This window comes from Stenotrophomonas maltophilia (assembly GCF_002799155.1).
Taxonomy (GTDB): domain Bacteria; phylum Pseudomonadota; class Gammaproteobacteria; order Xanthomonadales; family Xanthomonadaceae; genus Stenotrophomonas; species Stenotrophomonas maltophilia_R.
The window spans coordinates 1317734-1331710 of sequence record NZ_NERD01000002.1 but is presented as its reverse complement, the minus strand read 5'-3'; the positions used below and the strand labels follow the sequence as shown (position 1 = coordinate 1331710).

The window sequence follows — 13977 nt, the reverse complement described above, 5'->3', positions numbered from 1 at the left end:
CATACCCGGCGAGCGCAGCGGCATCTGGAAAATCCGCCGGGCAGGGCCCGGCGCTACCGGTTGCGTGCACCCATTCAGCGCGCGACACGCCGTCGCCGCCCATCCGCGCTAACATGCTGCTTTTCCCCCGCAGGAACGCCCCGCATGAACTCGCGCAGCCCCCTTACCGTCGCCCTGATCCAGGAGCGCAACCACGGTGATGCCGCCGCCAACCTGGCGGTGATCGAAGCACGCGTGGCCGAGGCGGCTGCGCAGGGTGCCAAGCTGGTGCTGCTGCAGGAACTGCACAACGGCCCGTATTTCTGCCAGCACGAATCGGTGGACGAGTTCGATCTGGCCGAGCCGATTCCGGGCCCGAGCACCGAGCGCCTGGGCGCGCTGGCGAAGAAGCATGGCGTGGTACTGGTCGGCTCGCTGTTCGAGCGCCGCGCTGCCGGCCTGTACCACAACACCGCCGTGGTGTTCGAGAAGGATGGCACCCTGCTCGGCAAGTACCGCAAGATGCACATCCCGGACGATCCGGGCTTCTACGAGAAGTTCTACTTCACCCCGGGCGACATCGGCTTCACGCCGATCGACACCTCGGTGGGCCGCCTTGGCGTGCTGGTCTGCTGGGACCAGTGGTACCCGGAAGCGGCACGCCTGATGGCGCTGGCCGGTGCTGAACTGCTGCTCTACCCGACCGCGATCGGCTGGGATCCGGACGATGTGCAGGACGAGAAGACCCGCCAGCGCGACGCCTGGGTGCTGAGCCACCGCGGCCACGCCGTGGCCAACGGCCTGCCGGTGCTGAGCTGCAACCGCGTCGGCCACGAAGCCTCGCCGCTGGGCGCGTCGGGCATCCAGTTCTGGGGCAACAGCCACGTGCTCGGCCCGCAGGGCGAGTTCCTGGCCGAAGCCGGCACCGACGCCACCGTGCTGCTGTGCGATGTCGACCTGCAGCGCAGCGAGCACGTGCGCCGCATCTGGCCGTTCCTGCGCGACCGCCGCATCGACGCGTACGGCGACCTGCTCAAGCGCTACATCGACTGAGCCGGAGCCCGCGCATGGCCGTCCTCATCCGTGATGCCGGCCCGGCCGACATCGACGCGATCACCGCGATCTATGCGGTGGAAGTGACCGACTTCGTCAACACCTACGAGTACGACATTCCGGACGCGCCCGAGATGCTGCGCCGCATGCGCGACATCATCGACCGCGGTTTCCCCTACCTGGTCGCCGAGATCGACGGCCGGGTCGCCGGCTATGCCTACGCCAACACCTACCGCACCCGCGTTGCCTACCAGTGGACCGTGGAGAACTCGGTCTACGTCGATGCCCGCTTCCAGGGCCAGGGCGTCGGCACCGGCCTGCTGCAGGCCCTGATCGATGCCTGCGTGGCGCGTGGTTACCGGCAGATGGTGGCGGTGATCGGTGAGCCGACCAACACCGCGTCGATCAAGCTGCACGAACGCTTCGGCTTCGAGCTGGTGGGCGTGTTCCGTGGCCTTGGCCGCAAGCACGGCCGCTGGCTGGATACCGTGCAGATGCAGCGCGCGCTCGGCGATGGCGCCGACACCGCACCTTCCAATGAATGAATCCATGACTGAAACCCTTCCCGAGACCGGCGACGACCTGTTCGCCGGCCAGCCGGTGCGCGTCGTCGAACGCGACGGCGTGCGCTACACCCTGCTGGGCACCGCCCACGTTTCACGCGCCAGCGTCGAGGCAGTGGAAAAGGCCATCGACAGCGGCCGCTTCGATGCGGTGGCCGTCGAACTGGACCCGCAGCGCCTGCAGGCACTGAGCGACCCGGACACGCTGGCCAAGCTCGACCTGGTCGAGGTGATCCGCAAGGGCCGCGTCGCCCTGTTCGCTGCCAACCTCGCCCTGTCCGCCTACCAGCGCCGCCTGGCCGAGCAGCTCGACATCGAGCCGGGGGCCGAACTGAAGCGTGCGGTGGAACTGGCACGCGAACGCAACCTGCCCGTGCACCTGATCGACCGCGAGGTCGGCCTGACCTTCCGCCGTGCGTCGCAGCGGCTGGGGTTCTTCGGCAAGCTGAAGCTGGTCGCCGGGCTTGGCGCCGGCCTGTTCTCGTCCGAGGAAGTGGGCGAGAACGAGATCGAAAAGCTCAAGCAGGGCGACATGCTGGAATCGAGCTTCGGCGAGTTCGCCAGCGAGAGCCCGGCGCTGTACGAGACCATCATCGGCGAGCGTGACCGTTACATGGCCACGCGCCTGCGCGAAGAACACGACCTGCAGCAGCGCGAAGTGCTGGCGGTGGTCGGCGCCGGCCACCTGGCCGGGCTGGCCCGCTACCTGGAAACCGACACCGAGGCGCCGGCACCGCTGCGTGCCGAGCTGGAGGCGGTGCCGAAGAAGCGCAACATTCCTTGGTTCACGCTCGGCATCCTGGCGATCGTGGCGACCGGCATCGGCGTGGGCTTCTACCGCGGCGGCCTGGGCGTGGGCACCGAGCTGCTGGCGACCTGGGCGATGTATACCGGCGGCCTGGCGGGCCTGGGCTGCCTGCTGGCCGGCGGCCACCCGCTGAGCATCCTCACCGCGATCGCGGTGGCACCGTTCAAACCGTTCCGCCTGAGCATCCCGACCGGCGCATTCTCGGCGCTGGTGGAAGCGCGGCTGCGCAAGCCAGCGTATGAGGACTTCCTGAAGCTTCGCGATGATGCGCAGAGCCTGAAGGGCTGGTACCGCAACCGGGTCACCCGCGTGGTGCTGACCTTCATGCTGACCAACATCGGTAGCATGCTCGGCCTGTGGCTGACCACCTTCAAGGTGTGGGGCAAGGTCGCCGGTTGATTGCAACACCCCGCCGGGCATGGCCCGGCGCTACCGCGATGCGGTGATGGGTGGTGCCGGGCGATGCCCGAAAAAAAGGGGGGAGGCCGCCCCACTACGACCGGCCTCCCCCACACCACAACACGTTGTCGTGCATCACAGCCGGGCAGCGCCCGGCTCTACCATCTCCAGGCCGCGCGCGCGGCGGATCAGCCGCGTCACGGCAGTGCGCAGGTCATCGAGCACCGCGTAGATGGTCGGCAGGAACAGCAGGCTGACCACAGTCGAGAACGCCAGGCCGCCGGCAATCGCGCGCGCCATCGGTGAATACTCCGGGCCATCGCCGAACATCTGCGTATCCGTCAGCGAGATCGGCACCATCGCCAGGATCGCCGTGCCCATGGTCATCATGATCGGGCGCAGGCGTTCGCGTGAGCCCTCCACCAGCGCCTGGGTACGGCCCATGCCGCTGCGCCGCAGGTTGTTGATGTGCTCGATCATCACGATGCCGTTGTTCACCACCACGCCCATCAGCACCAGGATGCCGATGAAGGACATGATCCCGAACGAGGTCCCGGTGATCCAGAACAGCCAGAACACGCCGAAGATCGAGAACAGCACGCCGCTCATGATCGCCGCCGGGAACAACAGCGATTCGAACACCGCCGCCATCACCACGTAGATCATCACCAGCGCGATCAGCAGGTTGAACACCATCTGCTGCATGGCTTCGTCATCGTTGCCGTAGTCACCGCCGTCGAAGGTAAAGCCATAGCCGGCCGGGAAGTTCATCGGCTTGAGCACGGCTTCAATCGCCTTGCGCCCATCCGGTGCCGTGATCTTCTCGGCCAGGTTGGCCTTGATGGTCAACGTGGTCTGGCGGTTGGTGCGGCCGATCTGGGTGGCCGACGAACCGACATCGACGGTGACCAGGCTCAGCAGCGGCACGCTGCGACCGTCGCCGGTGCGCACGCTGAAGCCGGCCAGGTCTTCCGGGCTGCTCTGCTCGGCACCGGCGAAGCGCACCCACACCGGTACTTCATTGTCGCCGCGGCGGAACTCGCGCATCGGCGCACCGCGCAGCGCCAGCCCGACGAAGCTGGCCACCTGCTCGGCGTTGAAGCCGAACGCCGCGGCACGCTCGCGGTCCACGCGCACCTTCAGTTCGCCGCCCTTCTCGCCGTTGTCGATGCGCACGTCGCGCAATTCGGCACGCTGCGCCAGCAACGGCACCACTTCCTGTCCGATCTCCTGCAGCATCGAGCTGGAATCACCCACCAGCTGCACCTGCACGCCCTGGTTGCTGCCGCCACCGCCATCGCCGCCCTGGTTGCCGACGAAGTAATCGGTGCGGGCCGACTTCGGCAGGCCCTTGCGCAGTTCCTCCTGCAGCGACTTGATGTCCTTGGCGTACTTTTCGTCCAGGGTGACGACCGTGGAGCTGCCTTCCTGCTCGCTGTACCAGGAGTACACCTGCTTCACGTGCAGGCGTTCGCGGTTCTGGTCGATCCAGTTCTCCACCCGCGCCACTTCCTCGGACATCTGCCGGTAGGTGTAGGCACCCTTCCACATGTAGCCGATGAAGATGTCCTTGCCACCCTCGCCACCGAACATGTCGACCTTGGTCAGCTTCATCGGCACCAGGCTGACCAGCACCACCAGCAGGATGCCGAGCAGGCTCCATCCGCGGTGATGCAGCGACCAGTCCAGCAGCTGCGCGTAGCGCCGCTGCAGGCGCGCGATGAGGCCGGTCTGCGAGTGCACCAGCTTGGGCGTGGCCATCCGTGCGGACAGCATCGGGATCAGGCTGACCGCGACCAGCCACGAGGCCAGCAGCGAGACCGAGATGGTGATCGCGATCTGCGCCATGAAGATGCTGATGTTGTTGGTCTCGCCGAACAGGTTCGGCACGAACACGATGCAGTGGCACAGTGTTCCGGCGCTGAGCGCGATGGCCACGTTGCGCGTGCCGATGATCGAGGCCAGCCGTGGCTGCCCCGGCATGCGCTCGCGCTCCTGGTAGATGCTCTCCACCACCACCACGGCATTGTCGACCAGCATGCCCACCGCCAGCAGCAGGCCCATCATGGTCAGGATGTTCAGTGTCACCCCGACGAAGTACATGAAGCCCAGGGTGATGGTGAAGCAGATCGGGATGGCCAGCGTCACCATCAGCGTCGACGGCCAATGGCGCAGGAAGAAGAACAGCACGGTCACCGACAGGATCAGGCCCACTGCACCGGCCTCGGCCAGCTCCAGCAGCGAGGACGTCACCGCCTTGCCCTGGTTGTCGATCACCTTGATCTGCACGTCGCGCATCGACGGCTGCGCGCGGATCGACTCGACCTCGGCCAGCGCCGCACGCGAGACGTCCACCAGGTTGGCACTGCGCTCCTTGAAGATGTCCAGGCCCACCGCCGGGTTGCCGTCCAGGCGGCGCCCGTAGTTCATCCGCGCCGGCTTCAGGCGCACGTCGGCGATATCGCCCAGGCGCAGGCCCTTGGCATTGATCACCAGGTCGCGCATTTCCTGCAGGTCGGTGATCTCACCCACCGGCTGCACGCGCACACGCTGGCCGTTGTCGTCGATCTGCCCGGCCGATATCGAGAAGTTCAGCGTGCGCAGGCGCTCGCTCAGCTCGTTGATGCTCAACCCATGCGCGTTGAGCCGGTTCGGATCGATGGCGATCTCCACCTCGTTTGGCGGCGCGCCGGTGATATCGACACGGGCCACGCCAGGGATGCGCTCGATGCGCCGCTTGAACTCGCGGTCGAGCATGTCATAGGCGGTGGTCAGATCGGTGGTGCTGGCGAGGCGCACCTTCAGCACGGGCTGGTCGCTGCTGGACCACTTGAACACGTTGTAGCGCTGCAGGTCGTCGGGCAGGTCGCTGCGGATCGCATCGATGCGCTCACGTGCATCGGACGCGGCAATCGCAATGTCGCGGTCCCAGTCGCTGAACTCGATGTAGATCAGCGCCGCCTCGGAGGTGGCCGACGAGCGCATGCGCTTGATGCCGGTCATCGTCGCCAGCGATTCCTCGACCGGCCGGATGATGGTCCGTTCCACTTCTTCCGGGGTCGAGCCGGTGTACGGAATCTGCACGAACAGGAACGGTGCGGAGATGTCCGGCAGCGCCTCCAGCGGCAATCGGAACGAAGCGATCAGTCCGATCACCACCAGCGATACGAAGCACATGATGGTGGTGACCGGGCGGCGGATGGAGAACTCGGCAACACTCATGCCGGTTCCTCCCCACCTGCCACGCCGCCTTCATCGCCGTGCAGGCCTTCACCGGCGTGCTTGCGGCCGCGCTCTCGATAATAGGCGTCGCCACGGCGATCCATCAGGTCATATACCACCGGGATCACCAGCAGGGTCAGCAGCGTCGACACCAGCAGGCCACCGATCACGGTGATCGCCATGGGTGCGCGAACCTCGGCGCCCTCGCCCATCGCCACCGCCAGCGGCAGGAAGCCGAACAGCGTGCACAGGGTGGTCATGATGATCGGGCGCAGACGCGAGCGTGCACCTTCCACCAGCGCCTCGTGCTTGGCCACGCCGGCCTCGCGCAGCTGGTTGACCTTGTCGATCAGGATGATCGCGTTCTTGGTGACCAGGCCGACCAGCAGGATCAGGCCGATGAACACCACCACCGAGATGGGCTTGCCGGTCAGCATCAGCGCCAGGATCGCGCCGACCAGCGCCAGCGGGATGGTGAACAGGATCACGAACGGGTGCAGCAGCGATTCGAACTGCGAGGCCATCACCAGGTAGACCAGGAAGATCGCCAGGCCGAAGGCGAAGATCAGCGACTTCGCCGCCTGCGCCAGCTCCTCGCCCTGGCCGCCGATGTGCAGGCCGACGCCCGCGCCCAGCGGCTGCTCGGCGACCATCTGCTGCACTTCGCGCATGGCTGCGCCAAGATCGATGTCGCGCAGGTTGGCCGACACCACTGCAACCCGGGTCTGGTCGGCGCGGTGAATCTCGCTGGGGCCAGTGGTGGCGACCACATCGGCCACCGCGTCCAGGGTGACCGGACGGGTGCTGCCGGGGTTGACGATCAGGCGGCGGATGCTCTCCACGCTGGCGCGGTCACCTTCCTGCGCACGCACCAGCACGTCGATCTTGCGGTCACGGAAGCTGTAGCGGGTGGCGACATCGCCGCGCACCTTCTTCACCACCACGTCGGCGATCTGGCGGGTGGTCAGGCCCAGCGCACCGGCGCGCTCCTGGTCGAAGCGGATCTGGATTTCCGGGAAGCCCTCTTCCACCGTCGACTTCACGTCGGCGTAGTGCGCATTGCCGCGCAGCATCGCCGCCAGGCGCTGGCCGGCCACTTCCAGGGTGGCCATGTCCTGCCCGCGCAGCTCGATTTCCAGCGGCGTGGAGAAGCTGAACAACGCCGGTCGCGCGAAGTCGACCTGGGCACCCGGGTGCTGGCTCATGGTGCCGCGCAGGCGCTCGGTGATCGCCGCTTCAGTGTGGGCATTGCCGCCGCCTTCCATCACCACGGTCAGCTTGCCGATGTTCTCGCCGCTTTCGGTCGGGCTGGCATCCAGCCGGGTGCCGCTGCCGCTTACGCCATACAGCGAGGCCACGCCTTCGCCCTTGCCGTGCGCCAGCTGCAGCTCGCGCACCAGCGCATCGGTCTGCTTGAGCGGCGTACCGGCCGGCAGCTTCACCGTCATTTCGAAACGGTCCTGTGCCAGCTGCGGGATCAGGTCCGCGCCAAGCATCGGCACCAGCGCCATGGTCGCCACGAAAATGATGGCCGCCACGCCCAGCACCTTGCCGGGATGCGCCAGTGCGCCCGGCAGCAGGCGCAGGTAGCCACGCTCGGCACCGGCATAGGGCTTCATCGCCAGGTCGCTGGCCTTGCGCATCACCGGGCCGACCACCGCGACCATGCCGCGCCACAGGCGCACCACCAGCCAGGCCAGCGCATAGAAGCTCCAGCGCACGCTGGCGACCACGCCACGGCGGCCCAGCGCAACCGGCTTCTGCCAGCGCTTCTGCGGCTGCCACGCTGCGTTCGGCGCCTCTTCCGGGAAGGCCAGCGGCGGCCGTCCCTTCAGCGAGCTCAGCATCGGGATCAGGGTCATCGACACCAGCAGCGAGATCGCGATGGCGATCGCCACGGTCAGCGCCTGGTCGCGGAACAGCTGCCCTGCGATGCCGTCGACGAACACCAGCGGCAGGAACACGGCGATGGTGGTCAGGGTCGAGGCGACCACCGCCATGCTCACTTCACGGGTGCCAGCAATCGCTGCCTGCAGGATGCCCAGGCCACGCTCACGCGCCTTGGCGATGCTCTCCAGTACCACGATCGAGTCATCCACCACCAGGCCCGTGGCCAATGCCAGGCCTCCCAGCGACATCACGTTCAAGCTCAGGCCGAGCTGGCCCATGAAGAAGAACGTGGCGATGATCGAGACCGGCAGCGACAGGCTGATCACGAACGTGCTCCAGCCATCGCGCAGGAACAGGAAGATGATCAGGATCGCCAGCAGGCCGCCGATCACGGCATCCTTCTTGACGTCGGCGATGGCGTGCTCGATGAAGCGCGACTGGTCCTCGATGGTGGTCAGCTCGACATCGGACGGGAACGTGCCCTTGATCTGCTCCAGGCGCTTGCGCAGCGCTTCGGCGGTGGACACGGTGTTGGCGTCACCTTCCTTGTAGATGGCCAGCTCGACCGATTCCTTGCCGCCCAGGCGGATGATTGCTTCACGCTCCTTGTAGCCCTGGCGCACGGTGGCCACGTCCTTCAGGCGCACCGGCACGCCGTTGGCAACCACGCTGGAGCCACCACCGGACGATGCGCTCTGTGCCGCCGACGCTGCGGCGATGGCGGCCGCCGAACCGGTCGACGCGGCGATGTTGAACATCTGCTGCAGCGCCGAGTCCGCCGCGCTGCCATTGGCGGCCTGGGTAGTGACCAGCAGGTTGCGGATTTCCTCCAGGTCGGCGAACTGGTTGACGGTACGCACCAGGAAGCGTTGCGAACCCTCCTCCAGGCGACCGCCGGAGATGTTGATGTTCTCGTCCTTCAGGCGCTTGATGACGGTGTCGATCGGCAGGTTCAGCTGGGCAAGCTTCTGCTGGTCGATGTCGACCTGGATCTCGTCCTCCAGGCCACCGCCCACCTTGACGGCCGCCACGCCGGTGACCGGCTCCAGCTTCTTCTTGAGGTCTTCATCGGCATAGCGGCGCAGGCCGGTCAGCTCGCGCACCGCATCGGCATCGCTGGTCGGCGCCGTCTTGTTCGACAGCACCAGGCGCATGATCGGCTCGGTGGATGGATTGAAGCGCAGCAGCACCGGGGCCTTGGCCTCCAGCGGCAGGTTCAGCGCCTCCATCTTGTCGCGCACCTCCAGGCTGGCCTGGTCCATGTTGGTGCCCCAGGCGAACTCCAGCACCACGTCGCTCTGGCCGGTACGCGAGACCGACTTCAGCTTGCGCAGGTTCTTGACCACGCCGACCGCCTCTTCGACCGGCTGGGTGATCAGGGTTTCGATTTCAGTCGGCGCCGCACCGGTGTATTCGGTGCGCACGGTCAGCGTCGGGTAGCTCAGGTCGGGCAGCAGGTTGACCTTGAGGTTGCCCAGCGCGATCAGGCCGAACAGCAGCAACGTGACCGTGCACATGGCGATGGTCACGCGGCGGCGGGTGGCGAATTCCACCAGGCCGCCGCGCATGCCGGCGGCGGCGCCGTCGCTCGCCGGCGAGGCACCGTGGTCGTGGCCCGGGGCGGTCATTGCTTGCTCCCGGCCTTTTCTGCCGGCTTGGCGGCCGCTGCAACCGTCTTCGCCTTCGGATCGGCAATCACCTGCACCGTGGTGCCGTCGCGCAGGGCGACCTTGCCGGCGGTGACCACCTGATCACCGGCCGCCAGGCCATCACGGATCTCCACCCACGGGCCCTCGGCGTAACCCAGCTTGACCGGAACGCGCGCGACCTTGCCTTCGCGCACCCGGAACACCGCCGGCTCACCGTCGTCGAGCAACGCCAGGCGCGGTACGACCAGCGCATCGGCACGCTGGTCGTAGTCGATGCGGATGCGACCGAACATGCCGGGCTGCAGCGCGTGTGCGGCACCGTCGAAGGCGCTGACCACGCGAAACGTGCCGCTGCCCGAATCCACCACCGGCGCGATGCGATCGACGGTGCCGGTGAAGCTCTGCCCCGGCAGCGCATCCGCCGCAAGCGTCACAGGCTGGCCGGCGCGCAGGGTGGCCAGCTCGCGCTCGGGCACGTTGAGGGTGGCTTCCAGCCGCGAGTTGTCGACGATGCGGAAGATCGGCGTGTTGATCTGCACGAAGTTGCCGGTCTTGATCGAGCGCGAGGCGATCACGCCGGAGATCGGTGCCACCACCGTGGTGTAGGACAGCTCCAGCGTCGCCAGCCGGTACTGCGCGCGGACGTTTTCCAGGTCGTAGCGCAGCTGGTCTACGTCGGCCGCGCTGACCATCTGCTGGCCAACCAGCTTCTGCGCGCGCTGGTAGTTGTTTTCCAGCTTGCGCATCTGCGCTTCGCTCTGCGCAACGGCCAGGCGTGCACGATCCGGGTCCAGCCGCACCAGCGGCTGGCCGGCGGTCACCCGCTGCCCTTCCTCGACCAGCACCGCCAGCGCTACGCCGGAGGTCTTGGCGACCACCTGCGACTCGGCGCGTGGTTCCAGCGCGGCAGTGCCGGTGTAGCTGGCGGCGACGGCACGATGGCTGGCCACCGCCACTTCGACCGGGACGGCGTCGACCTTCTTCTCCTCCTTGGTCTCGGCAGCCTTGGCTTCGGAATTGGGCCCTGCGGCGCAACCGCCCAGCAGCAGGGAGGTGGAGATCAGCAGTGCGGCAGCGCAGATTCCGCTGCGACGGCCGGACAGGAAGGTTGGGTGCGACATCGTCAGGTCCCTGGAGGATGCGTGGACAGGTGTGGTAGCAAAGTAATGCACCACTTCACGGCAACACCATATCCCAAAGGTCATGGTGTCTTCACGCCGCTGGTCGGCCCACCCCCATTTCAGCTAGATGAAACCTGGGGCTATACTCGGGTCGTTCCGTACCCCACGCCGGAACGACCAGACCCGAATCCCCGGAAACGACACCATGCGCCCGCAGCCGCTCGCCGCTTGTCTCGCTCTGGCCGTCCTCCTGCCCCTTGGGGCCGCCGCACAGCCCGCTCCTGCTCCTGCCACACCCGCCCCGGCACCGGCTCCCGCCGCTGCGCCCGCGCCCGCCGCGCCCACCGGCAATTTCGACAATGGCCGCGTGCTGGCCTACACCTGCCAGGGCTGCCACGGCATCACCGGCTACAAGAACGCCTACCCCAGTTACCGGGTGCCGAAGATCGGCGGCCAGACCCAGCAGTACCTGGCCCAGGCGCTGACCGAGTACCGCCAGGGCAAGCGCCGGCATCCGACGATGCAGGCGCAGTCGATGAGTTTCAGCGAACAGGAGATCGCCGATCTCTCTGTTTACCTGTCCACCGTCAAGTAAGGCCCGCCCATGTCGAAAGCCGCGCATCCGATGCGTCATGCCATCGCCCTGTCCGTTGCCCTGCTGCTGGCCGCCTGTTCACAGTCGCAGGTGGAAAACAGCGAGAAATCCGCCGCCGACCCGGGCCATGCCAGCGGCGAACACGGTTCTTCATCCTCCGCTGGCCTGCCGCCGGGCCGCGAGGCTGCCGGTGAAGCCCGCGCCAAGGTGAAGGGCAAGGCCACCAACCAGAGCTGCATCGATTGCCACGGGGCCGATGGCAACGCGCCGATCGATCCGACCTATCCGAAGCTGGGTGGGCAGTACGGCGATTACCTGGCGCATGCACTGCAGGCCTACCGTGCCGGTGACCGCCAGCATGCGCTGATGACGCCGCAGGCCAAGGACCTGAGTGATCAGGACATTGCCGATCTGGCGGCGTATTTCGGCAGCCGGCCGAGCCAGCTGCGGGATCTGCACGGGGTCAAATGACCGCTGGCCCCCCGGTGGGTGCGGACCTGGGTCCGCACTGATGCAGCCATCCACGCATGGCGTGGATCTACCAGGCATCGGCGTCGGTAGGTGCGGACCGTTGGTCCGCACGGATCCCTGAGTTCACCGGCAGCGCCGGCAGACGCTCAGCCTTCCAGTTCTTCCCAGCGTGCGTACGCGGCATCCAGCTCGGCCTGCACCTTGGCCAGCTGCTGGGTGTGCGCGGTCACTTCGGCACTGCTGCGGGTGTAGAACGAGGGGTCGTTCATCGCCGAGGTCAGGCCTTCGACATCGCCTTCCAGCTTCTCGATGGTCTTCGGCAGCTGCTCCAGCTCGCGTGCTTCCTTGTAGGCCAGCTTGCGCTTGGGGGCTGCGGGAGTCGCCGCCGCCGCCGGTGCAGCGGACGCCGGCTTGGCTGCCGGGGCCGCGGCAGGCGCAGCCACGCTGGCCGCATAGCGCTGCCAGTCGCTGTAACCACCGACGTACTCGCCGATCACGCCGTCGCCTTCCATCACCAGCGTGGACGTCACCACGTTGTCGATGAAGTCACGGTCGTGGCTGACCAGCAGCAGCGTGCCGGTGTACTCGCCCAGCAGCTCTTCCAGCAGCTCCAGGGTTTCCACGTCGAGGTCGTTGGTCGGTTCGTCCATCACCAGCAGGTTGGAGGGCTGCGCGAACAGCTTGGCCAGCAGCAGGCGGTTGCGCTCGCCACCGGACAGGCGGGTGATCGGCGCGCGCGCGCGCTCCGGAGTGAACATGAAGTCCTGCAGGTAGGCATGCACGTGCTTGCGCTTGCCGTTGAACTCGAGGAAATCGCGGCCTTCGGCCACGTTCTCGATCGCGCTCCAGTCTTCGCGCAGCACCGCGCGGTACTGGTCGAAATACGCGATCTGCAGGTTGGTACCGGCGTTGACCTCACCCTGGGCCGGCTGCAGTTCGCCCAGCAGCAGCTTCAGCAGCGTGGTCTTGCCGCTGCCATTGGGGCCGATCAGGCCGATGCGGTCGCCACGCAGGATGGTGGTGGTGAAATCGCGGACCATGGTGCGCTCGCCGAAGGCGAACGAAATGTCCTTGACGTCGATGACCTTCTTGCCGGAGCTGACGCCCTGCGCGGCTTCCATCTTGACGTTGCCGCTGAGGTCGCGGCGCTGCGAACGTTCGGTGCGCATCGCCTTGAGGCGGCGTACGCGGCCTTCGTCGCGGGTGCGGCGTGCCTTGATGCCCTGGCGGATCCAGACTTCTTCCTGCGCCAGCAGCTTGTCGAAGCGTGCGTTTTCCTGCGCCTGTGCGTTGAGGCGTTCCTCACGGCGACGCTCGTAGTTGGCCCAGTCACCCGGCCAGCTGGTGACCTGGCCGCGGTCGATCTCGACGATGCGGGTGGCCAGCGCACGCAGGAAGCGGCGGTCATGGGTGACGAACACCACGCTGCCGCTCCAGCCCTTCAGGAACGCTTCGAGCCAGTCGATGGCCTCGATGTCCAGGTGGTTGGTCGGTTCGTCCAGCAGCAGCACATCGGGGCTGGACACCAGCGCGCGGGCGAGCAGCACGCGGCGCTTCATGCCGCCGGACAGGCGGCCGAACTCGGCCTCGCCGTCCAGGTCGAGCTTGGTCAGGGTTTCGCTGACCCGTTGGTCCAGGCCCCAGCCGTTGGCGGCGTCGATCTTGGCCTGCACGTTGCCGAGGGCTTCGCCATCGAAGACCTCGGCATGGCTGAGGTGGTGGAACTCGGCCAGCCACTGGCCCAGTTCGCCGAGGCCATCGGCGACGACGTCGAACACCGAGCCCGCCGCGCCGTGTGGCACTTCCTGCTCCAGGCGGGTGACGCGCACGCCCTGCTGCACGCGGACTTCGCCGTCATCGGGCTTGTGGTCGCCGGACAGCAGCTTGAGCAGGGTGGATTTGCCGGCGCCGTTGCGGCCGATCAGGGCGATGCGTTCGCCCGGCTCGATCGACAGTTCGGCCTTTTCCAGCAACAACGGGCCGCCGACGCTGAAGTCGACGTTCTGCAGAGTAATCAGGGGCATCCGGATATTGTACGGGTTGGGGGCGTCGGCCGGGTTGCACCCGGCACCCGCAGAGGCAACGGCCGCAGCCAAAGCAACGTCAAAAGCTGGTTTCCTGTGGGATGGCGGGGTGGGTCCGGTTGCGGGGGCCGCTGCAAGTACGTCCATGTAAGCTCGGTCGCCGCATCCATGCGGCTCACGCCCCCGCAACCGGACCCATCCCG

9 protein-coding genes are annotated in these 13977 nt (G+C 67.1%); 5 read left to right on the top strand and 4 right to left on the bottom strand.

Annotation, left to right across the window (positions count from 1 at the left end):
* Window positions 1–144 precede the first annotated feature (144 nt).
* From B9Y82_RS06805 to B9Y82_RS06795, 3 genes are read left to right on the top strand one after another with little or no spacing between them, the layout of a single operon-like run.
* Entirely contained in the window at window positions 145–1032 is an 888-nt protein-coding gene (locus tag B9Y82_RS06805) for a carbon-nitrogen hydrolase (RefSeq protein ID WP_049442792.1), read from the top strand.
* A gap of 14 nt (window positions 1033–1046) precedes the next feature.
* Entirely contained in the window at window positions 1047–1577 is a 531-nt protein-coding gene (locus B9Y82_RS06800; protein ID WP_100472031.1) for a GNAT family N-acetyltransferase, read from the top strand.
* A gap of 4 nt (window positions 1578–1581) precedes the next feature.
* On the top strand, window positions 1582–2802 hold the full coding sequence (locus tag B9Y82_RS06795) for a TraB/GumN family protein (RefSeq protein ID WP_087922302.1): 1221 nt from the start codon (window positions 1582–1584) through the stop codon (window positions 2800–2802).
* Window positions 2803–2937: 135 nt separating this feature from the next.
* Here the strand turns inward: B9Y82_RS06795 and B9Y82_RS06790 are convergent, their stop codons facing one another.
* Genes B9Y82_RS06790 through B9Y82_RS06780 form a run of 3 tightly spaced genes read right to left on the bottom strand, consistent with a single transcriptional unit; the run spans window position 2938 to window position 10684 of the window.
* A complete protein-coding gene (locus tag B9Y82_RS06790) occupies window positions 2938–6024 on the bottom strand; it encodes an efflux RND transporter permease subunit (protein WP_100472030.1) in 3087 nt (1028 codons plus the stop codon).
* Complete coding sequence (locus B9Y82_RS06785; protein WP_100472029.1) at window positions 6021–9542, bottom strand: efflux RND transporter permease subunit; 3522 nt, start codon at window positions 9540–9542, stop codon at window positions 6021–6023. Before B9Y82_RS06785 ends, B9Y82_RS06790 begins: the two co-directional genes overlap by 4 nt.
* Window positions 9539–10684 (bottom strand): efflux RND transporter periplasmic adaptor subunit, encoded by a 1146-nt coding sequence (locus tag B9Y82_RS06780; RefSeq protein ID WP_100472028.1) that lies wholly within the window; start codon window positions 10682–10684, stop codon window positions 9539–9541. Before B9Y82_RS06780 ends, B9Y82_RS06785 begins: the two co-directional genes overlap by 4 nt.
* Before the next feature lie 205 nt (window positions 10685–10889).
* Between B9Y82_RS06780 and B9Y82_RS06775 the strand changes: the two genes are divergently transcribed.
* Together B9Y82_RS06775 and B9Y82_RS06770 are read left to right on the top strand one after the other, a co-directional pair.
* A complete protein-coding gene (locus B9Y82_RS06775; RefSeq protein ID WP_005413034.1) occupies window positions 10890–11279 on the top strand; it encodes a c-type cytochrome in 390 nt (129 codons plus the stop codon).
* 9 nt (window positions 11280–11288) lie between these two features.
* Window positions 11289–11750, top strand: coding sequence for a c-type cytochrome (locus B9Y82_RS06770; protein WP_100472027.1), 462 nt, complete (start codon window positions 11289–11291; stop codon window positions 11748–11750).
* A gap of 146 nt (window positions 11751–11896) precedes the next feature.
* Here B9Y82_RS06770 and B9Y82_RS06765 read toward each other — a convergent pair whose 3' ends face one another.
* Entirely contained in the window at window positions 11897–13774 is a 1878-nt protein-coding gene (locus B9Y82_RS06765; RefSeq protein WP_100472026.1) for an ATP-binding cassette domain-containing protein, read from the bottom strand.
* Window positions 13775–13977: the final 203 nt, after the last annotated feature.

Bases quoted from the DNA above. Each gene is read 5' to 3' on its own strand.
- B9Y82_RS06805 (WP_049442792.1), top strand. From the start codon at position 145: ATGAACTCGCGCAGCCCCCTTACCGTCGCCCTGATCCAGGAGCGCAAC.
- B9Y82_RS06800 (WP_100472031.1), top strand. From the start codon at position 1,047: ATGGCCGTCCTCATCCGTGATGCCGGCCCGGCCGACATCGACGCGATC.
- B9Y82_RS06795 (WP_087922302.1), top strand. From the start codon at position 1,582: ATGACTGAAACCCTTCCCGAGACCGGCGACGACCTGTTCGCCGGCCAG.
- B9Y82_RS06790 (WP_100472030.1), bottom strand. From the start codon at position 6,024: ATGAGTGTTGCCGAGTTCTCCATCCGCCGCCCGGTCACCACCATCATG.
- B9Y82_RS06785 (WP_100472029.1), bottom strand. From the start codon at position 9,542: ATGACCGCCCCGGGCCACGACCACGGTGCCTCGCCGGCGAGCGACGGC.
- B9Y82_RS06780 (WP_100472028.1), bottom strand. From the start codon at position 10,684: ATGTCGCACCCAACCTTCCTGTCCGGCCGTCGCAGCGGAATCTGCGCT.
- B9Y82_RS06775 (WP_005413034.1), top strand. From the start codon at position 10,890: ATGCGCCCGCAGCCGCTCGCCGCTTGTCTCGCTCTGGCCGTCCTCCTG.
- B9Y82_RS06770 (WP_100472027.1), top strand. From the start codon at position 11,289: ATGTCGAAAGCCGCGCATCCGATGCGTCATGCCATCGCCCTGTCCGTT.
- B9Y82_RS06765 (WP_100472026.1), bottom strand. From the start codon at position 13,774: ATGCCCCTGATTACTCTGCAGAACGTCGACTTCAGCGTCGGCGGCCCG.